A 26,815-nucleotide genomic window follows, 5' to 3' on the forward strand; every position below is an offset into this window, starting at 1 on the left:
ATGGCGAATCAATTTGTCTTGCCGGTCGCGTCACGCACGCGCGCCTGATCGAGATCCCTGCAAAGCTGCTCCGCGCCTTGCGCGAGACGCGGACCCGCGCGCGAGAGCAGATCGCCGTCGATGGCGAACAGGTTGCCCTGCGCGACGGCCGCGAGTTGCGGCCACGCGCGCCAGCGGTCGAGCGCGGGCAAGGGCCGGTCCGGCGCGGTCGCGCCCGGCGAGGCGGTCACGATCGCCTCGGGATTCGCGGCGAGCACGGCTTCGGTCGAGAGCGTCGGGACGGGCGGGCGAAGCGCGGCGAACACATTGCGGCCGCCACAGAGCGTGATGGCATCGCTGATGATCTGCTCGCCGTTGATCGTCATGAGCGGCTGATCCCAGACTTCATAGAACACGCGCACGGGCGCGCGCTGCGCGTAGCGCGTGCGCAGTTGCGCGATGTCGCGGCGATAGGCGTCGGCGGCGGCCCGCGCGGCGGTGTCGGTGCCGAACAGCGTGCCGAGCCGTGTCAGCGATGTGGCCACGTCGTCGAGACGATGCGGCTCGCTGAAGAACAGCGGGATATGCAGGTCGCGCAGGCGATCGATCTGCTGCTGCGCGTTGCCGTGCCGCCAGACCACGATCAGGTCGGGCTTGAGCGCGGCGATGCGTTCGAGGTCGAGCGCGCGATTGTCGCCGATGCGCGGAACCTTCAGCGCGGCCGGCGGGTAATCGCTATAGCTCACGGTGCCGACGAGTTTCGCCCCGCCGCCCGCTGCGTAGATTAATTCGGTGGCGTGCGGCGCGAGGCTGATCACGCGCTGCGCGGGCGCGTCGAGCGTGACGGTGTTGCCGGCGTCGTCGGTGGCGCTGACGCCGGCGTGTGCCGTGCCGATTGAACACGCGACGCACGCGGCGTACGCGATGAAGGCGGCGAAGCGGCGCATCAGCGCGACGCCTCCAGCGTGGCCATCGCGTGACTCAGCGCGATCTCGAAGCGCTGCCATTCTTCCTCCGATGCGGGCAGGCCGAAGCGCAGGCTCGCGGGTGCGTCGAAGCGGCGCGTCCACACCGCATGGCGGGCGAGCGCGTCCTGCAATGGCGCGGCGCGCGCGTCGTCGATCCACGCGAACAGCGGCGTGGCGCGCGGCGCGAAACCGTGCGCGCGCAGCAGGGCGGCGAGCCGTGCGCCCTCGCGCGCGAGTTGCTCGCGCATCGCGTGTTGCCACGCGGTATCGGCGAAAGCGTGCATGACGGCGTGACGCGCGGGGCCGTTCACCGTCCACGCGCCCAGCCGTTCGCGCAAGGCCGCGAGCAGCGCGGGCTGCGCGAGCGCGAAACCGCAGCGCGCGCCCGCGAGACCGAAGAACTTGCCCGGCGAGCGCAGCACCACGAGGCCCGCGCGATCGGTGGCGTTCGCAAGCGAGCGCGCGGACGTGTCGGCGAACGCATCCGCGAAGGTTTCGTCGACGATCAGCGTGCCGCCGCGCGCGGCGAGTTGCGCGTGCCAGCGCAGCAGCGTGTCGCGGTCGATCAATGCGGCGGTGGGATTGTTCGGATTCACGACGACGGCGTGCGTCGCGTCGGCGGGGAGATCGGCGTGCGTGACGTCGAGCGGCACGACTGTGTGACCGGCCTGCGCGAAGGCGGGCGCGTACTCGCCATACGTGAGCGGCGCGATGGCCACGCGCGCGCGCGGCGACAGGGCAGGCAGCAGCGCGGGCAGCGCGCGGATCGCGGCCTGGCTGCCCGCGACCGGCAGCACGTGCGCGGCGTCGGGCGCGCCGTAGTAACGCGCGGCGCAGTCGGCGAGACCGTCGCCATCCTCGGGCAAGCGCCGCCACGCCGAAGCGGGCACGGGCGGCACCGGATAGCCATGCGGATTGATGCCCGTCGAGAGATCGATCCACGTTTCCCATGCGATGCCGTAGCGGCGCGCCGCCTCGTGCAGATTGCCGCCGTGCGCGATCGTGCGCGCTACGGTGTCGGTTGTTGCCGAAGTCATCGTTGGTTCAGACATGGGTCGCCACGTTCACGAAAGCCAGCGCGACGATCACCGCGAGCCACAGCAGCGTCGTGCGCTCGACGAGGCGCAAGGCGGCGTCGACATCCTGCGCGCGCGGCGGCGAACCCGCGCCGAGCGCCGGACGCTCCTCGATCGCGCCGTGATAGACGGCCGCGCCGCCGAGCAGCACGTTCAGGCTGCCCGCGCCCGCCGCCATCACCGGACCGGCGTTCGGGCTGTCCCAGCGCGGCGCCTGTTCGCGCCAGCAGCGCAGCGCGACGCGCGTGTCGCCGAGCAGCGCGTAACTCAGCGCGGTGAGGCGCGCGGGCGCGAAGTTCAGCACGTCGTCGATGCGCGCGGCGGCCCAGCCGAAGCGCAGGAAACGCGGCGTGCGGTAACCCCACATCGCGTCGAGCGTGTTGGCGAGCCGGAACGCCAGCGCGCCCGGTCCGCCCGCGAGCGCGAACCAGAACAGCGCGCCGAAGATCGCGTCGTTGCCGTTTTCGAGCGCCGATTCGCAGGCCGCGCGCGAGAGCGCGGTGGCGTCGGCTTGGGCGGTGTCGCGCGAGACGATGCGCGCCGTCAGTTCGCGCGCGGCGGCCAGATCGCGCTGCGCGAGCGCGCGGGCGATGGGCGCGATGTGTTCTTCGAGGCTGCGCGCGCCGAGCGCGAACCACAGCAGCGCGACGTGCAGCGCCCAGGCGAGCGGCCAGGGCAGCAGCGCGCACAGCAGCAGGGCGATCAGCACCGGCGGCGCGACAGCGGCGAGCCACGCGACGAGTCCGAGCGGACGTCCGCGCCGGCCCGTGTTGAAGCGTTTTTCGAGGCGTTGGGCGTAGTTGCCGAAGGCGATCAGCGGATGCGCGCGGCGCGGTTCGCCGAACCAGCGGTCGACGGCGACACCGGCGACGGCGAGGGCGGCGGTGACGGGCAGGCTCAACATCGTCATGCTCGCGGCGCCTTGAGCACGAGCGGCAGGCCGGCGGCGACGAGTGTCGCGCGGTCGGCGAGCGCGGCGATGCGTTGGTTCAGGCGGCCCAGTTCGTCGACGTAGAGGCGCGTGGCCGCGCCCATCGGCACCACGCCCATGCCGATCTCGTTGCTGACCACCAGCACCGTGCCTTGCGCGCGCTCGCAGGCGGCGGCGAACGCGTCGAGGCGCGCTTGCCAGTCGGCGCGCGGCGCGTCGGAGCCGGGCGGGCAGAGCAGATTCGCGAGCCAGAGCGTGAGGCAGTCGATCAGCACGCAGTGGCCGGGCGCGGCATGCGCGTCCAGCGCTTGGGCGAGGGCCAGCGGCGCGGCGGCGAAGCCCCAGTGCGCGGGGCGGCGCGCCTGGTGATGCGCGATGCGCGCGGCGAATTCGGCGTCGGCGTGCGCGCCCGTTGGCGTGGCCGCCGTGGCGATGTAGGTGACCGGCAGGCCGCTGTCGGCCGCGAGGCGTTCGGCGTGCGCGCTCTTGCCCGAGCGCGCGCCGCCGACGATGAAGGTGAGGTCGCGCGAATTCATCGCGTGATTGTAGCGTTTGGGCGCGCGACTTCCGGCGTGGACGGGGCTGGCCGAATGGCGGATCGGCCGTTCGGCCAGCCGGGCCGTTGCGCAGGCGATGGGATAATGCGCATTCGTTTTATCGGCCTTGCGCCGCAACCGCACTCCGTATCGACCATGTCCGCTTCGAAATCCGCCGAGTCCGCCGTGCCTGTCGTGCCTGTCGTGCCCGCCGTGCCCGCCGTGCCGAGGGGCACGCTCATGATCCAGGGCACGACCTCCGACGCCGGCAAGAGCACGCTCGTCGCCGGCCTGTGCCGCCTCGCGCGCCGCGCGGGCGTGCGGGTCGCGCCGTTCAAGCCGCAGAACATGGCGCTCAACAGCGCGGTGACCGCCGACGGCGGCGAGATCGGCCGCGCTCAAGCCTTGCAGGCGGTCGCCGCGGGCATCGCCCCGCACACCGACCTCAATCCCGTCCTGCTCAAGCCGAACAGCGATCTGGGCTCGCAGGTCATCATCCACGGCAAGGCGCGCATGAATCTGAACGCGCGCGCGTATCAGGACTACAAGCCGCTGGCGCGCGTGGCCGTGCTCGAATCGTATGGGCGACTGCGCGCGGGCTACGACACGGTGTTCGTCGAGGGCGCGGGCAGCCCGGCGGAAATCAATCTGCGCGCCAACGACATCGCCAACATGGGCTTTGCCGAAGCCGTCGATTGCCCGGTCGTGCTGGTCGCCGACATCGACCGCGGCGGCGTGTTCGCGCATCTGATCGGCACGCTCGCGTGTCTGTCGGAGAGCGAGCGGGCGCGCGTGCAGGGTTTCATCATCAACCGGTTTCGCGGCGATCCGGGGTTGCTCAAGCCCGGCCTGAACTGGCTCGAGGCGCAGACGGGCAAGCCCGTGCTCGGCGTGGTGCCGTATCTGCACGGCCTCAAGCTCGACGCCGAGGACATGCTGCCGGGCGCTGCCCATACCCACGCGCAGGCGGGCGGGCAGACGCTGCGTGTGGTCGTGCCCGCGCTGCCGCACATCAGCAATCACACCGACTTCGACGCGCTGCGCGCGCATCCGCAGGTCGAATTCAGTTACGTGCGCACGAACGAAGCGCCGCCGGCCGCCGATCTGGTGATACTGCCGGGTTCCAAAAACGTCCGCGACGACCTCGCGTGGCTGCGCGCGCAGGGGTGGGAAAGCGCGCTCGCGCGGCATCTGCGCTATGGCGGCCGCGTGATCGGGATTTGCGGTGGCATGCAGATGCTCGGGCGCGCGATCGCCGATCCGCATGGCGTGGAAGGCGAGCCCGGCGCGACGGCGGGTTTCGGCTGGCTCGACTACGAAACGGAACTTACGCGCGAGAAGGCGCTGCGCAATGTGACGGGGCGGCTTGCCTTGGGGCTGGGCGAGGGTGGCGCGCAAGCCGGTGCACCCGTGCGCGGCTACGAGATTCACATGGGCGTGACGCGCGGCGCGGCGCTGGCGCAACCGGCGCTGCGGATCGACTCGATCGAGGGCGAGGCGCAAGAGGCGCAAGAGGTGCAAGAAACGCCGGAGGCGCAGCGCGAACCGCGCCTGGACGGCGCGCAATCGGCGGACGGCCAGATTCTCGCGACCTATGTGCACGGCCTGTTCGACACGCCCGAGGCGTGCGCCGCGCTGCTGCGCTGGGCCGGGCTCGACGCGGCGCAGAGCGTGGATTACCCGGCGCTGCGCGAGGCGTCGCTGGAGCGGCTTGCCGACACGCTGGCCGCAAGCCTCGACCTCGACCGCCTGTACGGCGCGATGCGCTGAACGAGGGCGCGTCGGTCAGCATCAGTCAGTACAACACCATCTGCGTGCAGCGGAACAGCGCGGTGGTCCTGCCGTCCGGGCCGGTCACGGTGGCGTCCCAGATCTGCGTGCTGCGGCCCAGATGCACACCCGTCGCGACCACGCTCAGCGTGCCTTCGCGCGCGGTGCCGACGAAGTTGCTCTTGAGTTCGACGGTCGTGAAGTTCTTCGCCGTAGGCGGCAGATGCGCGTAGCAACCGTAGCCGCAGGCCGTATCGGCGAGACCAATCACGGTGGCGGCGTGCAGGAAGCCGTTGGGCGCAAGCAGATTGCTGCGGATATCGAGCTCGGCGCGCAGGATGCCTTGCTCGAGCGCCACCGCGCGAAATCCGAGCAGGTCGGGCAGCCGGCCTTGCTGGCGCTCGTGCAGGGAGGCGAGGGTGATCTCGGGGCGCAGCGTGCTCATGGGGGCATGTCTCCTTGGATGGGGGGGGAAGTGAAGTCGAGGCAAGGCCGGAGCCCGGCCAGGCGGGGCGCCGCAACGGTTTTCATGCGGTCCGGATGCGCACGGAAAGCCGGTTTGAGGCTCGATGCTGCGCCACCCTGACGCCGTCGGGGGCTTCGGCGCCACGGCATTTGCCGATATTATCGGACGGTTGCGCTGCTGCGCGGCCAGCTTTGCAGACGGCTCCAGGCCACGCGGCGCGACCGTGGGGCGCCTGGCGGCGGCCCGCAAGCGTGCCGAAGTCCGCGGGATGCGCACTGTCGGTACGAGCACGCGCACGCTCATATCGGCACGTATAGGCACGTATCAACACGCACAAGCAGCAGAATCGGCAAACCGGCTGGCCCGTGTGCCAGCCTTCCTGACGGGAGCATTCATGACGGTGATCGTGGTGGCGAACCCCAAGGGCGGCGTCGGCAAAAGCACGCTGTCCACCAATCTGGCCGGCTATTTCGCGGCGCAAGGCGAGTGGGTCGCGCTCGCCGACCTCGACCGGCAGCAGTCGTCGCATGCGTGGCTCGACCTGCGGCCCGCGACGCTGCCCGCCATCGAGAGCTGGCCGGTCGATCTGGACCATCCACAGAAGCCGCCCAAGGGCCTCGAGCACGCCGTCATCGACACGCCCGCGGGTCTGCACGGCAACCGGCTCGCCACGGTGATCGAACTGGCGGACAAGGTGATCGTGCCGCTGCAGCCGTCCATGTTCGACATTCTCGCCACGAAAGACTTCCTCGACCGGCTGTCGAAGGAAAAGGCGGTGCGCAAGGGCGCGATTCAGGTGGGCGTGGTGGGCATGCGCGTCGATGCGCGCACGCGCTCGGCGGAGCAGTTGCAGCGTTTCGTCGAAGGGCTCGACTTGCCGGTGCTCGGCTATCTGCGCGACACGCAAAACTACGTGCAACTCGCCGCGCACGGGCTCACGCTCTGGGACGTCGCGAAAAGCCGCGTGGAGAAGGATCTGGACCAGTGGCAGCCGATCATCAGCTGGCTCAACGCGAAGTGAGCGCATAAGCGCATAAGCGCACCCGCGCGCCGATCCGCACGCGCCGCCGGAAATGCAAACGGCGCGCAGAACGCGCGCCGTTTGCCGTAGCAAAGCCAGCCAATCTGTTAGTGAGTCACTCAGTCAGCTAGCCAGCCATCGCCCGGAAGCGGATCACAATCCGCCGCCGTTCAGCTCCAGGCCTGGGTCGGCACGTGGTCGCGGCTGCCCTTGATGCGGTTGTTTTCGTCGACGAACACGAGGTCCGGCTTCCAGCCCGCCTTGAGTTCTTCTTCTTCGACGTTCGCGAAGGCCGCGATGATCACAAGGTCGCCCAGTTGCGCGCGGCGCGCGGCCGAACCGTTTAGCGAAATCATGCCGCTGCCGCGTTCGCCCTTGATCGCGTAGGTCGTGAAGCGCTCGCCGTTGTTGATGTTCCAGATGTCGATGCGCTCGTTTTCGACGATGTTCGCGGCTTCGAGCAGATTCTCGTCGATCGCGCACGAACCTTCGTAGTGCAGTTCGCAGTGCGTGACCGCGACGCGGTGGATCTTCGACTTGAGCATGTGGCGTTGCATGGTGCGTCTCCTCAGGCGGACGGGCAGGCGGCCCGCCGCACGGCATTCGATGGGTTGGAACCGGAGCGGATGTCCGAGCGGCGTGGCGCTCAGATTTCCAGGTTGTCGATCAGGCGCGTCGCGCCGAGTTTTGCGGCGGCCACCACGACGAGCGGCGCGCCGGTCTCGCCCGGTGCGGGCGGCAGCAGGTTCGCACGCTTGCGGATCGAGATGTAGTCGGGCTTCCAGCCGCGCGCGGCCAGCGTGGCCATGGCGTCCAGTTCGAGTTGCGGATAATCGTGGCGGCCCGCGAGCACCGACTCGCGAATCGCGCGCAGCACGGCCGCCAGTTGCGGCGCCTCGGCGCGTTCCGGCTGCGTGAGATAGCGGTTGCGCGAGCTGAGCGCGAGGCCGTCGTCGTCGCGCACGGTTTCGGCGGCGATTACTTCGGTCGGCAGCGAGAACTGCTGGCACATCGCGCGCACGATCATCAGCTGCTGGTAATCCTTCTTGCCGAACACGGCCACGCGCGGCTGCACGCACGACATCAGCTTCATCACGACCGTGCAGACGCCCTCGAAGAAACCGGGGCGGAATTCGCCTTCGAGAATATCGCCGAGGTTATGCGGCGGATGCACGCGGTATTCCTGCGGTTGCGGGTACATGTCGGCCTCGGTGGGCGCGAACAGCACGTACACGTTTTCCTTCTGCAGCTTCTCGATGTCGTCTTGCAGCGTGCGCGGGTATTTGTCGAAATCCTCGTTCGGACCGAACTGCAGACGATTGACGAAGATGCTCGCCACGACCGGATCGCCATGCTGGCGCGCGAGGCGCATCAGCGAGAGGTGGCCTTCGTGGAGGTTGCCCATGGTCGGCACGAACGCGGTGCGGTTTTGGCCGCGCAGCTGGTCGCGCAGTTCCTGAATCGAGCTGATGACTTTCATGATCGGATGCGTTATGCCTCGCGCGGGGCAAGACGTAGGTTGCGGCAACCGGCGCTCGCGCGGGCGAGCCGGCCGGATGGCGTGCCAACCCCTGTCAGGAGCAGGCGCGGGCGATTGTAGAGGATTTGACCGGGCCGCGCAGCGCCTTCGGCTACGGGATTATCCTGGCCCGGCGGCGTGAAATATTGATGGGGACGGAACGTCGCAGGCGCGCGCAGCCGCTTCGCGCGCACCGGGAAGGTGCGTGGCGAGGCGTGATTTTGGCTGCTTGAGCGGAATTTGGCGCGACTTAAACCGGGTTAAACCGGCAGATAGGCGAGGCGCACGTAGATGGGCGCAAACGGCTCGGGCTGGGTGATTTCGATCAGCGATTCGCGCGACAGTTCGAGCATGGCGATGAAGTTCACGACCACGACCGGCACGCCGCGCGTGACGTCGAACAGTTCCGAGAATTCCATGAAGCGCGCGCCCTGGAGCTTGCGCAGGATCGTGCTCATATGCTCGCGCACCGACAGTTCCTCGCGCGAGATCTTGTGGTGCTGCACGAGCTTCGCGCGCTTGATGACGTCGGCCCACGCGGCGCGCAGGTCGACGGCGTCCACGTCCGGGAAGCGCGGCGTGATGCTCTGCTCGATATAGACCTCGGCGCGCATGAAGTCGCGGCCGAGTTGCGGCAGCTTGTCGATGCGCTGCGCGGCGAGCTTCATCTGCTCGTATTCCAGCAGGCGGCGCACGAGTTCGGCGCGCGGATCTTCGGCTTCCTCGCCGGTGTCGGCCTTCTTGACCGGCAGCAGCATGCGCGACTTGATCTCAATCAGCATCGCCGCCATCAGCAGATACTCCGCCGCCAGTTCCAGATTGGTCTTGCGCAGTTGCTCGACGTAGCCGAGATACTGCACGGTGACCTCCGCCATCGGAATGTCGAGAACGTTGAAGTTCTGCTTGCGGATCAGGTAGAGCAGCAGGTCGAGCGGACCTTCGAACGTTTCGAGGAACACCTCGAGCGCATCGGGCGGGATATAGAGATCCTGCGGCAGCTTGAAAAGCGGCTCGCCGTACAGGCGAGCGAACGCGACGCCGTCGATCGTGTCGGGCGTCGAGTCGGTGGCGGGGGCGGCCAGCGCTTGCGGATTCGCCGGCGCGGCCGGATGGCCGGCCGCGTGCGCCGCGGAATGCGCCGCCTCGGCGCCGGGTGGAGGCGTCAAGGCCTCCTTGGCGCCTTCGGCCCCGTCGGCTTCAGCCATCAGAAGTTCTGGTAGTAGACGTAGGGCGTCTGCTTGACGCGCGACGCCTGCTGGCGCTCGCGTTCGTCGAGGTCGATCGGCTGCTTGTCCCACAGGAGCGAGCGGCCCTTGCGCTGCTGCTCTTCGAGCTGCGGCTTCTGCTGCTTGAGTTGGGTCAGGAACTGGGTGATGTCCGACTGATACATGGCTGACGTCCGTCGAGTGAGGCAGCTGTTTCTGACAGCCGCCGATGTTCGTGTCGGCGGCAATTTTACCGCAAGCGGCGGGCGCGGAACATCCGGGCGGGCGGCGCGTCGAAGGCACGCGATGCGTCTGCGCAGGAAGGGCGGCATTGGCCGTCCGCGTGGCTTGCGGTCCACTTTGCGCCTCGTCCTGGGGTTTTGGAGCGCTGATGTGGTGAAATAGCGCGTTTGGGTCTGCGCGCAGTCCGCGCGGCGGCGCGAGCCGCACGAAAGCAAACCGTAGCGAACCGATGCGAAGCGAACCGCAGCGAACCGCAGCGAAGCGAACCGAAGTGAACGAAATAACGTCTGGAGGTCCTGTTTGGCGGGATGGCTGATCGAAGCATTGCGCGCATGGCGGCGTCCCGTATGGGCGGCGCGGCCGTGGCACGCCGCCCGCCGTGTGGCAGAGCGCGCACAGCGTGACAAACCGCTCGCCACACGCCACTCGACCCACGCTTCCGGCCACGCTATCGCAAAAATCTTCGCGAGTTTTTCCGTCAATCGACCCCATCACTTTGCTCGCCGCGTCGCGGCGTGCTTTGCTCTCGGCACGGCGCTGAGCGCGCTGACCGCCACGCCCGCGCACGCGGATCTGGCGAGCCTGCTGCCCTGGTCGCGCGCGCGCACCTATTACGACGTCAAGGTCGACGCCTCGCCGCGCGAACTGCGCAAGCTGCTCGAAGCGCACCTCGACATCGCCCGCTTCGCCACGCGCGCCGACATCAGCGAAGATCAGTTCGAATTCCTCGTCACGGCCACGCCGCAGCAGGTGCGCGATCTCGCGTCCACCGACGGCTATTTCACGCCGGTCGTGCGCACCGACGTCGGCAGCGACGAAAACGGCCGCCGCCATGTGACGGTGAGCGTCGATCCGGGGCCGCGCACGACGATTTCGGCGGTCACGCTCACGTTTCGCGGCCCCGTGCTGACCGAGGACAAGGCGCAGGAAAACGCCACGCGCTTCGCCTTCTCGCTGCACACGGGCGACGCCTTCACGCAGTCCGGCTGGGACGACGCCAAGAACGCGTCGCTGCGGGCCTTGCAGGCGCGGCGCTATCTGGGCGCGAAGATCGCGCGTTCGGAAGCGCGCGTCGATCCGCTCAAGCACGACGCGCAACTGGCCGTCACGTTCGACAGCGGCCCGACCTTCACGATGGGCGCGCTCGACGTGTCCGGACCGCGCCGCTATCCGGAAAAGATCGTGACCGACGTGAATCCGCTGTCGCCCGGCGAGATCTACGACGTCAACCGCGTAACCGAGCTACAGCGTCAGCTCCAGAACACGCCGTACTACGCGAGCGTCGCCATCGACGTCGACGACAACACGCAAAAGCCGCTCAACACGCCGCTGCACGTGAAGGTGAGCGAGTATCCGTACAACAATTTCCGTGGCGGCGTGGGTTATTCGACTGATACGGGCGCGCACGTGCAGGGCTCGTATTCGTATCTCGATACCTTCGGCAAGGCCTGGCCGTTCCAGGTGCAGGGGCGTCTGGACCAGATCCAGCAGTACGGGCAGGTGACCTTGTCGATGCCGCCGGGGCCGCGCGCGTGGACCAATAGCGCGCTCGCGTCCTACACCACGACGGATGTGTCCGACACGCGGATCTACAGCCTGCGCGCGGGCGTGCAGCGCACGCGCACCTCGCAGAACATCGACTACGCGTATTCGCTGCTCTACTACCAGGACCGGCTCGACCAGAACGCCGGGCCGCCGACCACGAGCCGCGCGCTGGTGCCGCAATGGTCGTGGACGCGCCGCAACGTCGACGACCCGCTGTTTCCGCGCTCGGGCAACCTGATTCGCGTGGAGGCGGGCTTCGCCGTGAAGGGCGCGCTCGCCGACGCCACCTTCTTCCGCGGCTACATGCGCGGCCAGCAATACCTGCCGATCGGCCATAGCGACCTCATGCTGTTCCGCGCGGAGCTGGGCGGCGTGTTCACGTCGAGCAGTTCGCAGGATGTGCCCGCGTCGCTGCTGTTCCGCGCGGGCGGCTCGAACTCGGTGCGCGGTTACGGCTTCCAGAGCATCGGTAACGATGTCGACGGCTCGATCTTGCCGGCCAAATATCTCGTGACCGCTTCGGCGGAGTATCAGCACTGGTTCACGCACGACTGGGGCGGCGCGGCGTTCTTCGACGTCGGCACCGCGACCGATACCTGGGGCGAGAAAGTGTTCTATCCGGGCGCGGGTCTCGGCGCACGCTGGCGCAGCCCCGTCGGCCCGGTCAATCTCGACCTCGCTTATGGCTTCCGCGAACGCCGCGTGCGGCCGTATCTGACGCTGGGGATCGCCTTCTGATGACGATGCGCGCGATCCTTTCCTTCTTGCTGCCCGCCGGTTCGCGAGCCTGGACGCCGATGGCCGCGCCGCCGGGCGGCGGTGCGCCGTCGCCGGAATCGCCGCGCGATGAAGATCGCAATGGTGACGCAGCGGGCGAAAGCGGCGAACGTGGCGACACGCCCCCGCCGCCGCGCCGCCCGCGTCGGCTCTGGAAAGCGCTGGCCTGGGCGATTGCCGTGCCGGTGCTGCTGGTCGCGCTCGTCGCGGGACTCCTGTATGGCGTGCTGACGACCGAGCGAGGCACCGCTTACGCGTGGCGCGCGGCCGTGAAGATCCTCGACGGCAAGCTGTCGGGCACGCTCGAAGGCGGCACGCTCGCGAGCGGCGTGCGCTTCTCCAACGTCGCCTGGCGCGGCAGCGACGGCACCACGGCGAGCGTCGATCGCCTCGGCGGCCAGTGGGTGCTGGAGATGCCGCACGGCAAGCCTTGGCGCTTCGTCATCGACTATCTGCACGTGGGCGATGTCGATCTGCGCATCGTGCCGTCGAACGAGCCGTCGTCCGGGCCGATGTCGCTGCCCGACGATCTGCGTCTGCCGCTCGCCATCGACATCCGCGACGTGCAGGTGGACAAGCTCACGCTGCATCAGGGCACGTCGGCGACCGAATTTTCGCGCTTCCAGTTTCATGGCCGCAGCGACGGACGCCATCACGAAGCCGCCGTCGAGCGCCTCGATACGCCGTTCGGCGCGGTGAGCGCCAGCGCGAAACTCGACGGCGTCAAACCGTTCGCGCTCTCGGGCGACGCGGGCTACGCGGGCAAGGTCAACGGCGAGGACGTGCAGGTGAACGCGAGGCTCGGCGGCTCGCTCGAGGCGCTCACCGCGGAGATCGAGGCGACCGGGATGAAGCTCACGGGCCATGCGCACGTGGAAGCGACGCCGTTCGCCGCCGTGCCTTTGCAGCGCGCCACGCTGGCCTTCGATCACGTCAATCCGCAAGCTTTTGCGCCCGGCGCGCCGTTCGCCGACCTCGCGCTGCGCGCGCAGTTGCAGCCGGTGCAGACGGCGCAGGGTGGGGCGGCGGCGAGCCCGCAGGCGGTGGCGTCGGCGGTGCGGGCGGCCTCGGTGTCGGCGATGGCTTCGGTTTCCGTGGCGTCGGCGGCGTCCGGTGCAGTGGTCGCTTCGGCGGCTTCCGCGGTGGCGATGGCGTCGGCGCCGGTTGCCGCGTCCGCCGCCGCGGCGCACAGCGACGCGGCCGGTTTCACGGTCGCGGGCAGCGTCTCCATCGTCAACGCGAAGCCGGGCGCCATCGACCAGCAACTGCTGCCGCTGATCGACGCGCACACCGACGTCGTGCTCGACGCCAAGGCGCAGCGCCTCTCGAATCTGAACGTGCGGCTCGTCAAGAACGCGACGATCACGGGCGGCGGCGCGCTGGCGGGCGGCAATGGGCGCTTCGACCTCAAGGTGGCGGGCCTCGACCTCAACGCCATCGAGGCGAGCGTGCTGCCGACGCAGCTGGCGGGTCCGATCGGCGTGCGTCTGAACAGCGACACGCAGAGCGTCACGCTCGATCTCGCCGATCCGAAGGCCGCGCTGCGTCTTCAAGGCAAGATCACGCAGGACCCGGCGCGGCTCTCGTTCAACGACGTGCGGCTGACTTCGGGCGCGGGTCACATCGACCTGTCGGGCGCGCTCAAGCACGACGCGAATTCCAGCTACACGCTGAAGGCGGCGCTCACGAACTTCGATCCGCTCTCGCTCGTGCCGCCCGCGAAGGCGGCGACGGCTGCGAGGTCGACGAAAACCGCGCCGAAGCCGACGAAGTCCACCAAGCCCACAAAGAGCGCGCCGCGCGACGCGACGCAAGCGGCCACGTCCGGCGATGCGCTGAATCCCAAGCGCAATCTCGCGCTCAATCCGTCGCTGAATCCGGCGTTGAATCCCGCGCAGATCGGCGGCGAGCAGGCGCAGGCGCAAAAGCGCGTCGAGAACGACAAACAGACCGTGCAATCCGGCGCAACGCACGCCGCGAATAACGCATCGAGCGACGTGAAGAACCCGGCGCCGAAGCCGAAAACCCCGCCGCGCCCCGCCAACCGCCGCATCGAGGCGCGCGTGAACGGCACGTTGACGGCCACCGGCATGCTCGCGCCCACGCTCACGACCAAGGCCGAGTTCAAGCTCGGGCCGAGCGTCTACGACGACCTGCCGCTCACGGGCGCGGGCCTGATCCAGCTCGCGGGCACGCGCATCCTGCCGAGCCGCGCGAATCTGTCCGTGGCGGGCAATACCGTCGATCTGCAAGGCAGCTTCGGCGCGCGCGGCGACCGTCTGCGTTTCAAGGTCGACGCGCCGCAACTCGACCGGCTCGGTTTCGGCGTCGCGGGCCAGGTGGCGGCGAACGGCGATCTGACCGGCACCTTCGCGCATCCCGATGTCGCGCTCGACTACAAGCTCGACAACGTCGTGTTCGGCGACAACCGCGTTGGCCATGCGCAAGGCCACGCCGAAGCGCGCGACGGCGCGAACGGCGCGCTCGCCTTCAACACGGACGCGAGCAACATCGCCGTGGCGGGCGTCGATATCGCCAGCCTCACCGCGCGGCTCTCGGGCACGCGCGCGCATCACACGCTCACGGCCAGCGCGAAGGGCAAGCTGCAAGGCCAGCCGATCGATCTGTCGGTGGCCGCCAACGGCAAGCTCACCGACACGCGCGAGGGCTCGCGCTGGGACGGCACCGTCACGCAGTTGCAGAATCGCGGCGTGCCGGACCTCACGATGCAGTCGCCGCTCACGGTGAGCGCGGGCGCGGGCAAGGTGACGCTGGGCGCGACGCGCATCGTCGCCGAGGGCGCGGCGCTCGACCTCAAGGGTTTCGATCTCGATCACGGCAGGATCCGCTCGGCGGGCTCGCTCACCAACGTCTCGGTGGCGCGCATGATGGCGCTGCGCCAGCAGTTCACGGGCGAGCCGTCGACGCTCAAGACCGACCTCGTGTTCGACGGCGACTGGGACTTCTCGATCGGGCCGACGGCCACGGGCTACGTGCAGATCAAGCGCCGCAGCGGCGACGTCACGGTGGAAATCGGACGCGGGCTCGCCTCGCTCGGTCTTGGCGACATCAACGCGCGCGCGGCCTTCAGCGGCGGCAACCGGCTGACGCTTGCGGCGCACGCGCAGGCGAGCCGCGTGGGCGTGATCGACGTCGACGCGAACACCACGCTCGCGCCGCGCGACGGCGTGCTCACGGTCGTGGACGAAGCGCCGCTCGGCGGCACGATCAAGGCGAACGTGCCGTCGCTCAAGACCACGGGCGGGCTGCTCGGTCCGAGCTATCTGCTCGACGGTCACCTTGCGCTGCAACTCGCGCTGGGCGGCACGGTCGCGAAGCCCGACCTGACCGGTTCGCTGATCGGCGACGGGCTGTCCGCGACGGTGGTCGATCAGGGCGTGCAACTGAAGGACGGCGTGATTCATATCGCGCTGTCGCACAATCTGGTCGACTTCCAGCAGGTCGAGTTCCACGGCGCGAGCGGCACGCTGCGCGCGACGGGCCGCGTGCGTCTCGACAACGAGGACCCCGATCTCACGGCGAACATCGTTGCCGACAAGCTCGAACTGTTCGCCGCGCCCGATCGCCGCCTGTCGCTCTCGGGCAGCGCGAGCGTCGCCAACGGCGGGCATCTGGGCGGCATGCAGATCGACGGCAAATTCACCGTCGATCACGCGCTGTTCGATCTGCCGGAGTCGGCGGCGCCCTCGCTCGGCGACGACGTCGTGCTCGTGCGTCCCGACGGCACCACGCGCGGCGGTCCGCCGCCGCTCGACGAAACCGCCTCGACGAAACCCGCGCCGCGTTTTGCGCCGCGCGCGAACATCGACATCAATCTCGGCCGCAACTTCCGCTTCCGCGGGCAGGGCGCGGATCTCGGCCTTGCGGGCACCATCACGGCCATGAGCGCGCCGGGCGTGCCGCTGCGCGCCGTGGGCAACGTGCGCGTGACCGAGGGCAGCAGCTATACGGCATTCGGCCGCAAGCTCAACATCGAGAACGGCTTTTTCACGTTCAACGGGCCGGTGGCGAATCCGGGCATCAACATCCTGGCGATGCGGCGCAACCAGCAGGTCGAGGCGGGCGTGTCGGTCACCGGCACGGTGCAGGCGCCGGTCGCGAAGCTGGTGTCCGAGCCGAACGTGACCGACAACGAAAAGCTCTCCTGGCTGCTGTTCGGCCACGGCACCGACCAGGGCAACAACCTCGGCCAGCAGAGCGCGATGACCACGGCGCTGGCGCTGCTCGGCAGCGCGCAGGGCAAGCGCATCGCGCAGAGCATCGGGCTCGACGAGTTCTCGATCGGCCGCTCGGACGTGGGCCTGACCGACCCGCAGGTGGTGATGCTGTCGAAGGCGATCAACGAGCGGCTCGTGATCGGCTACGAGCAGGGCTTGCAGTCGGCGGCGAACGCGATCAAGGCAACCATCAACTTCTCGCGTTACTGGTCGGTGTCCGTGTACGGCGGCACTTTCAATGGCGCGGACATCAACTACACGCGTCGCTTCGACCGCATTCGCTGGTAGCCGCGAGGCGCGGGCTTCGGCTCGCGCCCGCGCCTCGCTGTTCTCCTGGCTGTGCTCCTGGCAGGACGCCTGGCTGTGCGCCGGAAACCGCCCGGCATGCGACGCCGCAATTCTTCCTTCCTCGTTTGACACAGATCGACCGGGCCGCTGAAGATCGCCTGTCAGACGGTCGCGTCGACGTGTCGAAGTCCCCCCACGTTTATCGGCGAAATTTCTCACGCGCAGGGGAAATTTCAAGCGATTCACTTATAGAAAACCTTTTGTTTAAGATAAATCTTATGGATTGGTCTGAACCCTAAGGCAAAAATGGCGCTGCGTTCAATTGAGGGTGGATCCCTCACTCACGTCCCCGGCAACGAGGCTGAGCGCATTACTTTCTAGCGTGAGAGACCCGCCCTTCTGGGCATTTCGTTTTAAAAAAAAGGAGTCCTGATCAAGATGAGTCGGGACGATCTAAACGCTGTCACTGGAGTGCAATAAATGAACAAGTATGCAATTACCCTGATCGCCTCGGTGCTGGGTCTGGCTGCCGCGGGCGCGCATGCGGCGGATGTCGGCGACGGCACGCTGACGATCAACGGCAAGCTGACCGCCGCGACCTGCACCGTCAGCGGCAACGGTCAGGGCAAGGACTTCACGGTCACGCTGCCGACGCTGTCGGCGCAAACGCTGTCGTCGGCGGGCGCGACCGCGGGTTCGACCGGCTTCTCGATCGCGCTGACGAACTGCACGCCGGCGACCGGCAACGTGCATACGTTCTGGCAGTACGGCGCGAACACGCTGGCCGACGGCAATCTGAAGAACAACGGCAGCGCGGGCAACGTCGAAGTCCAGCTCGTCGACTACAACGGCACGCCCGCGACGATCGACGTGAGCAAGGCCGACGGCGCGCAGAATTCGCAAACGGCCGCGATCACGAGCGGCGCGGCGAACCTCAAGTACGCGGCGCAGTACGTCTCGCCGGCCGGCTCGGCCACCGCGGGCGACGTGACGACCAGCGTCACGTACTCGATGAGCTACCAGTAAGCCGTGTTAGCGGCGCGGGGCGCGTTCCGCAGGGAAACGGCCCCGCCCCGCGCGTGCGGTGAGCACCGCAAGCTCAAGCCTGGCGTGGAGCGTGCGGATCGGATCGGTGCTGGCGTCGATGTCGAGGGCGCAGGGTATTGATCAGTACAACGATTGAATCCGCCCGAGCGCCGGCCGGTGCCCGATGTCGCGTGCGCGGCGTCGCGAATCGAAGGCCGCAGGTCTTCCCAAGGTCATCAAGTGAATATTCAACCTTTCTCCAAGCTGCTGTCGCGTGTCGTGTGCGCGGGACTGATCGTGGCGGGGGCGCTGGCGCCGCTCGAATCCGGCGCGTCGATCGTCATCGGCGGCACGCGCGTGGTGTACAAGTCGTCCGATAGCGAGGTCACGGTCAAGCTGTCGAACGCGGGCGAGCAGCCTGCGTTGACCCAGGTCTGGCTTGACAAGGGCGACCCGCACGCCGATCCGTCCACGCTCGATCTGCCGTTCATGATCACGCCGCCGATGTCGCGCATCGATCCGGGCAAAGGGCAGACGGTGCGCGTGCTCTACACGGGCGAGCCGCTGGCGAAGGACCGCGAAACGGCGTTCTGGCTCAACGTGCTGGAAGTGCCGCCCAAGCCGACCGCCGCGCAGGCGGGCGCGAACTACGTGCAGCTTGCCTTTCGCTCGCGCATCAAATTCTTCTTTCGCCCGGACGGTCTGCCGGGCAGCGCCGACGATGCGCCCGGCAAGCTCGTGTGGCGTCTCGATACGGCAAGCGCCAAACCGGCGCTGACGGTGGCGAATCCCACGCCGTACCACATCACGATTATCGAAGCGCATGTGGGCGCCGAGCCCAATGCGCCGACCTTCGACGAAGGCACGATGGTGGAGCCGGGCGGCCAGCAGACGCTGCGGCTCTCGGGGCCGGTCCGCGCCGGCGCGAAAGTCATGTTCACGACGATCAACGACTACGGCGGTCCCGTCCACCACGAAGCGACCTTGCCCTGACCGGCGAGGGTCCCTCATCGGGCCGCCGGAGATGGTGTCCGCCGGCCTGTCCTGTTCACCGAACTGCTCGCTGACCACACCCACGCACCCCGCACGCGAGCGCGCGCTGGGCAGGGCTTCGCTTTGCCTGTTTTTTGCCTGATTTCGCCGGCTTTGGCCTGCTTGCCGCACCTCATCATAATGAACGACAACACGCACAATCAGCCCGTCACGGCGTCCCGGGGCGACGGGTATCGGCTGACGCCGCTCGCTGCCGCCGTGTTCGCACTGGCGTCCAGCAGCGCCCTCGCGGACGTGACGCCGGGCGGCGACGAGCTGGCCGTGGCGGCCGCCGCCGCGACGAACCCGTCGGCGCCCGCTACCGCCAACGTCGAATTCAACGAGCAATTTCTCTCGGGCGCGGGCGCGCGGAACCTCGACATCAGCCGCTTCAATGCGGGCAATGCCGCCGCGGCGGGCGAGTATCGGGCCGCGGTCTATGTGAATCAGGTCTGGGTCGGCGTCAACGACGTCTCGCTCGCCGAGATCGACGGACACAAGGACAACGTCCAGCCCGTGGTCGATCGCGATCTGCTCGAACGCATGGGCGTCGATCCGCGCCGCCTGAGCGACGCGGCGCGCACACGGATCGAAGCGGCGGGATCGGGCGGCATCGCCACGTTGCCGGAACTGATCCCCGGGGCGGCGGCCACGTTCGACATGGGCGAGCAGCGTCTCGACGTGAGTCTGCCGCAGGCGGTGCTCAATCGCAGCGCGCGCGGCTGGGTGGACCCCGCCTACTGGGACGACGGCATCAACTCGGCGATGCTGCAATACAACGCCAACGTGTTCCACACGAACGGCATCGGCCCGGCGAGTACCCAGAGCTACCTCGGCCTGACCGGCGGGATCAACGCCGGACCGTGGCGCTTCCGTTACAACGGCAACGTCACCAGCACGACGGGGCAGGGCACACACGTCCAGTCGCTTCAGACCTACCTGCAGCGCTCGATCGTCCCGCTCAAGAGCGAACTCACGCTCGGCGATTCGTACACGGACGGCAGCATATTCGACAGTTTCGGCGTGCGCGGCGTGCAACTCGCGACCGACGACCGCATGTACCCGGAATCGCAGCGCGGCTATGCGCCGACCGTGCGCGGCTTCGCCAACTCGAACGCGCGGGTGCAGGTCCGGCAGAACGGCAACATCATCTACGAGACGACGGTTGCGCCCGGCCCGTTCCAGATCGACGATCTCTACGCGACCGGTTACGGCGGCGACCTTCAGCTCGTGATTACCGAGGCGGACGGCAGCCAGCGCGTCTCCGCCGTGCCGTACTCCGCGCCGGTCAATGCGTTGCGCGAGGGCCGCTGGCGCTATAGCGCCGCCATGGGCCTGTATCGCGCCTCGTTCTCCGAGCATGCGCCGTTCGTGTTCGAAGCAAACGTGCAGCACGGCTTGAACAATCTGGTCACGTTGTACGGCGGGCTGATCGCCTCGGAAAAGTATCTGTCCGGCGCGGCGGGCGTGGCGCTGAACACGCCGCTCGGCGCATTCGGTTTCGACGTCACCGAAGCGGCCACGCAGTTCCGCACGCTGCCCAGCCGCAGCGGGCAAAGCCTGCGCCTGTCGTACTCGCGCATCATCGCGCCGACCAACACCAACATCACCCTGGCCGCCTATCGCTATTCGACGAGCGGCTTCCTTTCCCTGCCGGACGCGGTGAACCTGCACGACCTCGATGCGCGCGGGCTGGCGTTCTCGGCGAGCGGCCTCCAGAAGGGACGGGTGCAGGTCACGCTGAACCAGAGCCTCGGCAGTCTCGGCTCGTTCTATCTGTCGGGCTACACGCAGAACTACTGGAACAGGAGCGGGCGCGATACCTCGTACCAGTTCGGCTACAACACGCTGCTCAGGCGCGTGGGCATCGGCGTGTCCGCGTCGCGCGATCTCGATGTGTCGAACCGGCGCTGGGACAACCGCCTGATGCTGAACGTCACGGTTCCGCTGAATCTCGGCTCGTCGATCGGTACGTCGAACACGGCGTTCGTTCACGACACGCGTGACGGCAGCGACCAGTTGCAGGAAAGCTTCAGCGGCGCGTTCGGCAAGAACTACGAAGTCAACTACGGCGTGACGGCGGCCCACACCTTCGGCGGCGCGACGGGCAGCAACAGCAGCATCAGCGCCAACGGCGGCTATCTGGGCCCGTACACGCAACTGCGCGCGAACGCGAGCCATGCGAACGGCTACACGCAGGTGGGCGCGGGCATGTCGGGTTCGCTCGTCGCCTGGCCGGACGACGGCCACGGGCGCGGCGGCGTGGCCGTGACGTCGCAAACCGGCGACACCTTCGCCGTGATCGACGCGAAGGACGCGGCGGGCGCGCGGATCGCCAGCGCGCCGGGCGTGCGTGTCGACCCGTTCGGTCATGCCGTCGTCGCGGGCATGAATCCCTACGAGCAGAACACCGTCGAGATCGATCCGAAGGGCCTGTCGCTCGGCGTCGAACTCAAGAACACGGAGCAGCACTTCGCGCCGAGCGCGGGCGCGGTCGTCAGACTCAACTTCGAGACCGTCAATCGCGGCAAGCCGTTGCTGCTGCGCGTGAAGCACAGCGGCGGCGACGTCATTCCGCTTGGCGCGCAGGTGTTCGACGCGGGCGGCAACAACGTCGGCTCGGTCGCGCAAGGCGGGCGCGTGCTCGTCTACAGCAAGGCGCAGGCGGGCGAGTTCGCCGTCAAGTGGGGCGACGGCGCGCAGCAGACCTGCAAGGTGTCGTACTACGCGGCACGCGAGAAGCAGGAGAAAGCCGGCGCCTACGAGCCGGTCGACGCCGAGTGCCGGTAAGGCGCCCCCGGGGCGCCCGATTGGCGAACAACCACCATCACGTAACGAAACAGCTATGAATCCACTCAGAATGTTCGCGGCCGTCGCGGCCCTGGGCTTCGCCGCGCAGGCGCAGGCGGCGGACGTCACGCTCAGCTTCACGGGCAACATCATCGTGCCGACCTGTACGGTCGACAGCACGACCGCCAACCAGACGATTCCGCTGACCACGGCGTCGTCGTCGGATTTCGCGAGCGTCGGCAGCACGCAACTGCCCGCGGCGTTCAACCTCAAGCTCAAAAGCTGTACGGCCGGCGCGGGCGTGAGCATGACGGTCAGCGGCACGAGCGACACCGTCACCAGCGTGCTCAAGAACACCGGCACCGCGACGGGCGTCGGCGTGCAACTGCTGCTCGGTTCGAGTGTCGGCGCGACCACGGGAACGGCCATCGCGCTCAATGCGCTACAGAGCGTCGGCACGGTCGACGCGACCAACGCGATGACGATCCCGATGGTGGCGCAGTACTACCGTCTCGGCACGATGACGGCGGGCACCGTGGCCGCGGCGGCGACGGTCAATTTCACATACAAGTGAGCGGCGTGAGCGTGCCGTTTCCGGGCGGTGCGCCTGTTTCGAGGTGAAGTCATGTTTGTGATACGAATCGCGGCATGGGCGTTGACCCTGCTGACGGCGATGGCCGTGCGCGGCCGCGCCCGAACCGGCGCGCGCGCCGTCCCGAAGCTGCTGTGCGCGGCCGGAGTGCTGCTGGCGCTGTCGCCCGGCGCCTGGGCGTCCTGCGTCGTGGTGGGCGGCGCGCCAGGCGTCTTCGCGTTCTCCTTCAATTTCCCGCCCTTCGATCCGACTGTTGCGGACGGGACGACACTCGCGACCTCGACCGTAGCGGCTTCGGCTCCGATCGAAGTCGACTGCACGACGGGTGGCAACAACACGTATTTCGGCACCGCGGGAACGGGGGCGCAGGCGTCGGTCGGACAGTACGGCGAGTACGCCACGGGCATTCCCGGAATCGGTGTCATCCTGAGCTTCGCGTCGGGGCAATTCCCCATCACGAGGAGCTTCAATTACCAGGTGAACTTTCTGTACCGCCCGACGCTGACGGCCACGCTGATCAAGACCGGCGACATCACCGCCGGCGGCATGCTGACCGGCGAGTTCGGACAATGGTGGATCTCGCAAACCACGGGCTCGCCGCTCTTTGCCTTCAGCCTGCGATACAACGGGGCGCTGAGCGTGATCCCGAAAGTGCCGACCTGCACGGTGAGCACCAAGTCGGTATCGGGCAACCTCGGTCCGGTGTCGAGCGGCGCCTTTGCCGGAGCCGGTTCGACCGCAGGCGCGGCCTCGGCCTCGGCCAATGTGCAACTGTCGTGCAGCGGAGGCGTGACCGGCTCGACCACGAAACTCTACGCGACCATGACGGACGCCACGGCGCCCGCCAACCGCACCGACCAGTTGTCCCTGACGCCGACGTCGACAGCGAAGGGCGTCAAGGTGCAGTTGAGCTACAACGGCCAGGTGCTGGCGTATGGCGCGGATTCGGCGGTGGCCGGCAACGCGAATCAGTTCTTCGTGTCGGCGGCCCAGAACGGCACCGTCACGATACCGATCGTCGCGAAATACGTGGCGACGGGCGACCCCATCGTCGCGGGCACCGCCAACGCAACAGCGACCATGACGATGAGCTATCAGTAAGCGGCGATCAGCAAGCGACTATCAGTACGCGGCGCACAAAAAAACACCCCTGAAACAGGGGTGTTTTTTCATGCCGCGGTCGTACGCCGAACTTAGCGCACGCGCATGCCGGGCTTCGCGCCGCTGTGCGGTTCGAGGATGTAAAGACCCGGTTCGGACTTCTCGTCCTTCGCGGACGCCGCGAGCACCATGCCTTCGGACATGCCGAACTTCATCTTGCGCGGCGCGAGGTTCGCGACCATCACCGTCAGCTTGCCCTTGAGGTCTTCCGGCTTGTAGGCCGAACGGATCCCCGAGAACACGTTGCGCGTCTTTTCTTCGCCGACGTCGAGCGTGAGTTGCAGCAGCTTGTCCGAGCCTTCGACGATGTTGCAGTCGACGATCAGCGCCACGCGCAGGTCGATCTTCGCGAAGTCGTCGATGGAAATGGTTTCCGGCGTTTCGGGCTCGGCCTTCTTCGCTTCCTTCGCGGCCTTCGACTTCTTGTTCGCATCGGCGGCAGCGGCGGGCGCGGCGTCGGTCGCTTGCAGCGAGTCGCGGTTCGCGGCCAGCAGCGCTTCGACCTGCTTCGGATCGACGCGCGTCATCAGATGCTTGTACGCGTTGATCGGCTGCTGCGAGGACAGCGCGGTGTTCGCGTCGGCCCACGTGAGCGGCGCGATCGAGAGGAATTCCTCGACGCCTTGCGCGAGTTGCGGCAGCACCGGCTTGAGCGCGAGCGACAGCAGACGGAACGCTTCGAGGCTCACGCTGCAGGTTTCATGCAGCGCGACCGCGTTGGCCGGATCCTTCGCCTGTTCCCACGGCTTGGCCGTGTCGACGTAACCGTTCACCGCGTCGGCGAGTTCCATCGTCTGACGCAGCGCGCGGTTGTACTCGCGCGCCTCGTAGTTCGCGGCGATCTGCGGAATCGCGGCGCGCAGTTGCTGCAGCAGCGGATGATGCATCGCGCTGTCCTGCACGCGGCCGTCGAAACGCTTGATCAGGAAGCCCGCAGCGCGGCTCGCGATGTTGATGTACTTGCCGACGAGGTCGCTGTTCACGCGCGCCTGGAAGTCTTCGAGGTTCAGGTCGAGATCTTCCATCGTGCTGTTGAGCTTCGCCGCGAAGTAGTAGCGCAGCCACTCGGGGTTCAGGCCCGTCGTGACGTAGCTTTCCGCGGTGATGAAGGTGCCGCGCGACTTCGACATCTTCGCGCCGTCCACCGTCAGGAAGCCGTGCGCGAACACGTTCGTCGGCGTGCGATGGCCCGAGAACTCCAGCATCGCCGGCCAGAACAGCGTGTGGAAATACAGGATGTCCTTGCCGATGAAGTGGTACTGCTCGGTTTTCGTGCCGGGCTTGACCCACGCGTCGAAGTCGAGCCCGCGCTGTTCGCACAGGTTCTTGAAGCTCGCGTAGTAGCCGACCGGCGCGTCGAGCCACACGTAGAAGTACTTGCCCGGCGCGCCCGGAATCTCGAAGCCGAAGTACGGCGCGTCGCGCGAGATGTCCCAGTCGGCGAGCTTCGACTCGCCCGCGTCGCCGAGCCATTCGCGCATCTTGTTGGTCGCTTCCGGCTGTGCGAGTCCCGCCACCCAGCCGCGCAGGAATTCTTCGCAGCGCGAGTCGGAAAGACGGAAGAAGTAGTGCGTCGAGGTCTTGCGGATCGGCGTGGCGCCCGACACGACCGAGTACGGATTCTTCAGATCGGTCGGTGCGTAGGTCGAGCCGCAGACTTCGCAGCTGTCGCCGTACTGATCCTTCGCGCCGCACTTCGGGCACTCGCCCTTGATGAAGCGGTCCGGCAGAAACATGTTCTTGACCGGATCGTAGGCCTGCTCGATATCGCGCGTTTCGATGAAACCGGCTTCCTTGAGCGCCAGATAGACGGACTCGGACAGCACGCGGTTCTCGTCCGAATCGGTCGAGTAATAGTTGTCGAACGACACGCCGAAGCTGTCGAAATCGCGCTTGTGTTCCTGCCAGACGCGCGCGATCAGCTGCTGCGGCGTGAGGCCTTCCTTCTCGGCGCGCAGCATGACGGGCGTGCCGTGCGTGTCGTCGGCACCGACGTAATAGACCTCGTGGCCGTGCATTCGCAGCGCGCGAACCCAGATGTCCGTCTGGATGTACTCGACCAGGTGGCCGATATGGATCTGGCCGTTGGCGTAAGGCAGAGCAGACGTGACGAGAATCTGGCGGCGTCCCTGGACGGCAGGCGCGCCGGCGGCGAGGTCGGTAGAGGGTGCTGACATAAGTGGATGGAAGTCCGATGTTGCGGGGGGAAAGGGCGATTTTAGCAGGGCGGCCGGTCCGCGCGGTCGGCTGCCGGATGGCGCGGACGAAAGCGGGCTCAGGCGGGCCGACGCTCAACCGTGGCGCGCGGATCCGGGCGGACGGCGCGTTACGGCGTGCGCTCCAGTCTGCGACCCGATGCGCGAGGCATCGGCATGACGAAATCGAGGGGCAAAAAAAACCGGGGCAGGATGGCCCCGGAGCAACAACGACAAGAGGAGAATGGTGACGCGGCGGCGTCGCCGCACACGTACCGTAAAGACAGACAGCACCTTTCAACGAGAGTTCGAAATTTTTTTAACTTTCCCGGCGAGCGTCGCGGCGCGACGGGCCGAGCGCCCGGCTGGCGGGGCGTTGGCGTGATCGGCGTTCATCTGCGGAAATAAAAACGGGACAGCGAAGCCGCTGTCCCGTTGGTGTGTCACTTATTTATGGCGCTAATTTCTGGCGCGCCATGCGCCGCGCGAGCTTAGCCGCCCTGATGCTGCGCCGTTGCACGCAGATAGATTTCCACGCGACGGTTCGCGGCGCGGCCGGCTTCGGTGCTGTTGTCGGCGATCGGTTGCGTGTCGCCACGGCCTTCGGCCGCCATGCGCTGCATCTGGATGCCGCGCGAGGCGAGGTAGTTCACGACGCTCTGTGCACGGTTGACCGACAGCGTCTGGTTGTACGCCGGCTGGCCGGTGTTATCCGTATGGCCGACGACCTGCGCGACCACTTCCGGGTTCTGTTGCAGCGTCTGCGCAACCTGGTCGAGCACCGGCGCGAACGTCGGCTTGATGGCGTAGCTGTTCGTGTCGAACGTCACGTTGCTCGGGATGTTGAGCTTGAGCGAGCCGTCCGGCTGCTCGGTGATCTGCGTGCCCGTGCCCTTGGTCGCGCCCGAGAGCTTGTTCTTGATGTTCTGCCAGTTGTAGCCGGTGACGCCGCCGACCAGCGCACCCGCGCCAGCGCCGATTGCCGCGCCCTTGCCGCCGCCGAAGATCGCGCCGATGGCGGCGCCCGTGCCGGCGCCGACGCCGGTGCCGAGCGCCGTGTCGGTGCCCTGCTGGGTCGCGCAGCCGGCGACGAGCGCACCGGCGACGGCGAAGACGGACAGGCGGGTCAAGATTCTTGTGTTCATTTTCAATCCTTCCTCTCTGGAGTGGAACGTGACGGCTGCGTGCGCTTCCTGTGGGCCCCGATTGCAGTCAGGGTCTTCAAACGACGCGCCGCGGCAGCTACTACAATGACGGCTTGAGGGCTGGCTTGCGCCGTTGTCGCATCTGATGCATCCGGTACACCTGCTGCTCGGCGGCCGCTTGACACAGGCGCGCGCGGTTCAGGATAACCGTTGCCGCGAAGCGTGCCTTGTCGCAGACAATTGCGCAATCCAGCTTAACAATTTCTTTCGATTTCCGGCGTCTGCGCGGCCTGATGCCGCTTGCGCCGGGAC

20 protein-coding genes are annotated in these 26,815 nt (G+C 67.7%); 9 read left to right on the forward strand and 11 right to left on the reverse strand.

Annotated elements, in window-relative coordinates:
* Positions 1–8 precede the first annotated feature (8 nt).
* Genes SB764_RS15125 through cobU form a run of 4 tightly spaced genes read right to left on the reverse strand, consistent with a single transcriptional unit; the run spans position 9 to position 3,490 of the window.
* Positions 9–926 carry a cobalamin-binding protein gene (locus tag SB764_RS15125; RefSeq protein ID WP_410863961.1) on the reverse strand — a complete coding sequence of 306 codons (918 nt, stop codon included), beginning with the start codon at positions 924–926 and terminating at the stop codon, positions 9–11.
* Positions 926–1,999 carry a threonine-phosphate decarboxylase CobD gene (gene cobD, locus SB764_RS15130; protein ID WP_410863963.1) on the reverse strand — a complete coding sequence of 358 codons (1,074 nt, stop codon included), beginning with the start codon at positions 1,997–1,999 and terminating at the stop codon, positions 926–928. The genes SB764_RS15125 and cobD overlap by 1 nt, the downstream gene beginning before the upstream one ends.
* Positions 1,992–2,933: a CobD/CbiB family cobalamin biosynthesis protein gene (locus SB764_RS15135; RefSeq protein ID WP_074984697.1), complete on the reverse strand. Its 942-nt coding sequence runs from the start codon at positions 2,931–2,933 to the stop codon at positions 1,992–1,994. Before SB764_RS15135 ends, cobD begins: the two co-directional genes overlap by 8 nt.
* Entirely contained in the window at positions 2,930–3,490 is a 561-nt protein-coding gene (gene cobU, locus SB764_RS15140; protein ID WP_110327638.1) for a bifunctional adenosylcobinamide kinase/adenosylcobinamide-phosphate guanylyltransferase, read from the reverse strand. The genes SB764_RS15135 and cobU overlap by 4 nt, the downstream gene beginning before the upstream one ends.
* 240 nt (positions 3,491–3,730) lie before the next feature.
* Here cobU and SB764_RS15145 point away from each other — a divergent pair, with 240 nt between their 5' ends.
* A complete protein-coding gene (locus SB764_RS15145; RefSeq protein WP_410864063.1) occupies positions 3,731–5,260 on the forward strand; it encodes a cobyric acid synthase in 1,530 nt (509 codons plus the stop codon).
* A 25-nt stretch (positions 5,261–5,285) separates the two neighbouring features.
* On the opposite strand, the gene SB764_RS15150 is transcribed toward SB764_RS15145, so the two are convergent.
* The gene (locus SB764_RS15150; protein ID WP_065057335.1) at positions 5,286–5,705 is read right to left on the reverse strand and encodes a PaaI family thioesterase; all 420 of its coding nucleotides are present in this window, start codon (positions 5,703–5,705) and stop codon (positions 5,286–5,288) included.
* A 415-nt stretch (positions 5,706–6,120) separates the two neighbouring features.
* Between SB764_RS15150 and SB764_RS15155 the strand changes: the two genes are divergently transcribed.
* A complete protein-coding gene (locus tag SB764_RS15155) occupies positions 6,121–6,747 on the forward strand; it encodes a ParA family protein (protein WP_065057336.1) in 627 nt (208 codons plus the stop codon).
* A gap of 170 nt (positions 6,748–6,917) precedes the next feature.
* On the opposite strand, the gene panD is transcribed toward SB764_RS15155, so the two are convergent.
* The 4 genes from panD to SB764_RS15175 form a co-directional block, all read right to left on the reverse strand.
* Positions 6,918–7,304 carry an aspartate 1-decarboxylase gene (gene panD / locus SB764_RS15160; protein WP_069265442.1) on the reverse strand — a complete coding sequence of 129 codons (387 nt, stop codon included), beginning with the start codon at positions 7,302–7,304 and terminating at the stop codon, positions 6,918–6,920.
* Positions 7,305–7,393: 89 nt separating this feature from the next.
* Positions 7,394–8,227 (reverse strand): pantoate--beta-alanine ligase, encoded by an 834-nt coding sequence (panC, locus tag SB764_RS15165; protein ID WP_065057338.1) that lies wholly within the window; start codon positions 8,225–8,227, stop codon positions 7,394–7,396.
* A gap of 299 nt (positions 8,228–8,526) precedes the next feature.
* A complete protein-coding gene (locus SB764_RS15170) occupies positions 8,527–9,471 on the reverse strand; it encodes a segregation and condensation protein A (RefSeq protein WP_258365486.1) in 945 nt (314 codons plus the stop codon).
* On the reverse strand, positions 9,471–9,656 hold the full coding sequence (locus tag SB764_RS15175) for a DUF3460 family protein (RefSeq protein ID WP_065057339.1): 186 nt from the start codon (positions 9,654–9,656) through the stop codon (positions 9,471–9,473). Before SB764_RS15175 ends, SB764_RS15170 begins: the two co-directional genes overlap by 1 nt.
* A 595-nt stretch (positions 9,657–10,251) precedes the next feature.
* Here SB764_RS15175 and SB764_RS15180 point away from each other — a divergent pair.
* The 7 genes from SB764_RS15180 (at position 10,252) to SB764_RS15210 (ending at position 23,103) form a co-directional block, all read left to right on the forward strand.
* A complete protein-coding gene (locus tag SB764_RS15180; protein ID WP_221224629.1) occupies positions 10,252–11,997 on the forward strand; it encodes an autotransporter assembly complex protein TamA in 1,746 nt (581 codons plus the stop codon).
* 5 nt (positions 11,998–12,002) lie between these two features.
* On the forward strand, positions 12,003–16,562 hold the full coding sequence (locus SB764_RS15185; protein ID WP_410864065.1) for a translocation/assembly module TamB domain-containing protein: 4,560 nt from the start codon (positions 12,003–12,005) through the stop codon (positions 16,560–16,562).
* 480 nt (positions 16,563–17,042) lie between these two features.
* Positions 17,043–17,588, forward strand: a complete 546-nt coding sequence (locus SB764_RS15190; RefSeq protein ID WP_110327570.1) for a fimbrial protein — start codon at positions 17,043–17,045, stop codon at positions 17,586–17,588.
* Between the two features lie 240 nt (positions 17,589–17,828).
* The gene (locus SB764_RS15195; RefSeq protein WP_065057341.1) at positions 17,829–18,581 is read left to right on the forward strand and encodes a fimbria/pilus periplasmic chaperone; all 753 of its coding nucleotides are present in this window, start codon (positions 17,829–17,831) and stop codon (positions 18,579–18,581) included.
* A gap of 180 nt (positions 18,582–18,761) precedes the next feature.
* The gene (locus SB764_RS15200) at positions 18,762–21,410 is read left to right on the forward strand and encodes a fimbria/pilus outer membrane usher protein (RefSeq protein WP_110327571.1); all 2,649 of its coding nucleotides are present in this window, start codon (positions 18,762–18,764) and stop codon (positions 21,408–21,410) included.
* A gap of 55 nt (positions 21,411–21,465) precedes the next feature.
* Complete coding sequence (locus SB764_RS15205) at positions 21,466–21,984, forward strand: fimbrial protein (RefSeq protein ID WP_110327572.1); 519 nt, start codon at positions 21,466–21,468, stop codon at positions 21,982–21,984.
* Positions 21,985–22,035: 51 nt separating this feature from the next.
* Positions 22,036–23,103, forward strand: a complete 1,068-nt coding sequence (locus tag SB764_RS15210; RefSeq protein WP_410863968.1) for a fimbrial protein — start codon at positions 22,036–22,038, stop codon at positions 23,101–23,103.
* A gap of 92 nt (positions 23,104–23,195) precedes the next feature.
* Here the strand turns inward: SB764_RS15210 and metG are convergent, their stop codons facing one another.
* Positions 23,196–25,340, reverse strand: coding sequence for a methionine--tRNA ligase (gene metG, locus SB764_RS15215; protein ID WP_065057344.1), 2,145 nt, complete (start codon positions 25,338–25,340; stop codon positions 23,196–23,198).
* Positions 25,341–25,849: 509 nt separating this feature from the next.
* The gene (locus tag SB764_RS15220) at positions 25,850–26,503 is read right to left on the reverse strand and encodes an OmpA family protein (protein ID WP_065057345.1); all 654 of its coding nucleotides are present in this window, start codon (positions 26,501–26,503) and stop codon (positions 25,850–25,852) included.
* Between the last annotated feature and the right edge of the window lie 312 nt (positions 26,504–26,815).

This window comes from Paraburkholderia sp. SIMBA_027 (assembly GCF_046535315.1).
Lineage (GTDB): Bacteria > Pseudomonadota > Gammaproteobacteria > Burkholderiales > Burkholderiaceae > Paraburkholderia > Paraburkholderia tropica.

Coding starts and splice junctions, on each gene's coding strand:
- SB764_RS15125 (WP_410863961.1), bottom strand. CDS start 926: ATGCGCCGCTTCGCCGCCTTCATCGCGTACGCCGCGTGCGTCGCGTGT.
- cobD (WP_410863963.1), bottom strand. CDS start 1,999: ATGTCTGAACCAACGATGACTTCGGCAACAACCGACACCGTAGCGCGC.
- SB764_RS15135 (WP_074984697.1), bottom strand. CDS start 2,933: ATGACGATGTTGAGCCTGCCCGTCACCGCCGCCCTCGCCGTCGCCGGT.
- cobU (WP_110327638.1), bottom strand. CDS start 3,490: ATGAATTCGCGCGACCTCACCTTCATCGTCGGCGGCGCGCGCTCGGGC.
- SB764_RS15145 (WP_410864063.1), top strand. CDS start 3,731: ATGATCCAGGGCACGACCTCCGACGCCGGCAAGAGCACGCTCGTCGCC.
- SB764_RS15150 (WP_065057335.1), bottom strand. CDS start 5,705: ATGAGCACGCTGCGCCCCGAGATCACCCTCGCCTCCCTGCACGAGCGC.
- SB764_RS15155 (WP_065057336.1), top strand. CDS start 6,121: ATGACGGTGATCGTGGTGGCGAACCCCAAGGGCGGCGTCGGCAAAAGC.
- panD (WP_069265442.1), bottom strand. CDS start 7,304: ATGCAACGCCACATGCTCAAGTCGAAGATCCACCGCGTCGCGGTCACG.
- panC (WP_065057338.1), bottom strand. CDS start 8,227: ATGAAAGTCATCAGCTCGATTCAGGAACTGCGCGACCAGCTGCGCGGC.
- SB764_RS15170 (WP_258365486.1), bottom strand. CDS start 9,471: ATGGCTGAAGCCGACGGGGCCGAAGGCGCCAAGGAGGCCTTGACGCCT.
- SB764_RS15175 (WP_065057339.1), bottom strand. CDS start 9,656: ATGTATCAGTCGGACATCACCCAGTTCCTGACCCAACTCAAGCAGCAG.
- SB764_RS15185 (WP_410864065.1), top strand. CDS start 12,003: ATGCGCGCGATCCTTTCCTTCTTGCTGCCCGCCGGTTCGCGAGCCTGG.
- SB764_RS15190 (WP_110327570.1), top strand. CDS start 17,043: ATGAACAAGTATGCAATTACCCTGATCGCCTCGGTGCTGGGTCTGGCT.
- SB764_RS15200 (WP_110327571.1), top strand. CDS start 18,762: ATGAACGACAACACGCACAATCAGCCCGTCACGGCGTCCCGGGGCGAC.
- SB764_RS15205 (WP_110327572.1), top strand. CDS start 21,466: ATGAATCCACTCAGAATGTTCGCGGCCGTCGCGGCCCTGGGCTTCGCC.
- SB764_RS15210 (WP_410863968.1), top strand. CDS start 22,036: ATGTTTGTGATACGAATCGCGGCATGGGCGTTGACCCTGCTGACGGCG.
- metG (WP_065057344.1), bottom strand. CDS start 25,340: ATGTCAGCACCCTCTACCGACCTCGCCGCCGGCGCGCCTGCCGTCCAG.
- SB764_RS15220 (WP_065057345.1), bottom strand. CDS start 26,503: ATGAACACAAGAATCTTGACCCGCCTGTCCGTCTTCGCCGTCGCCGGT.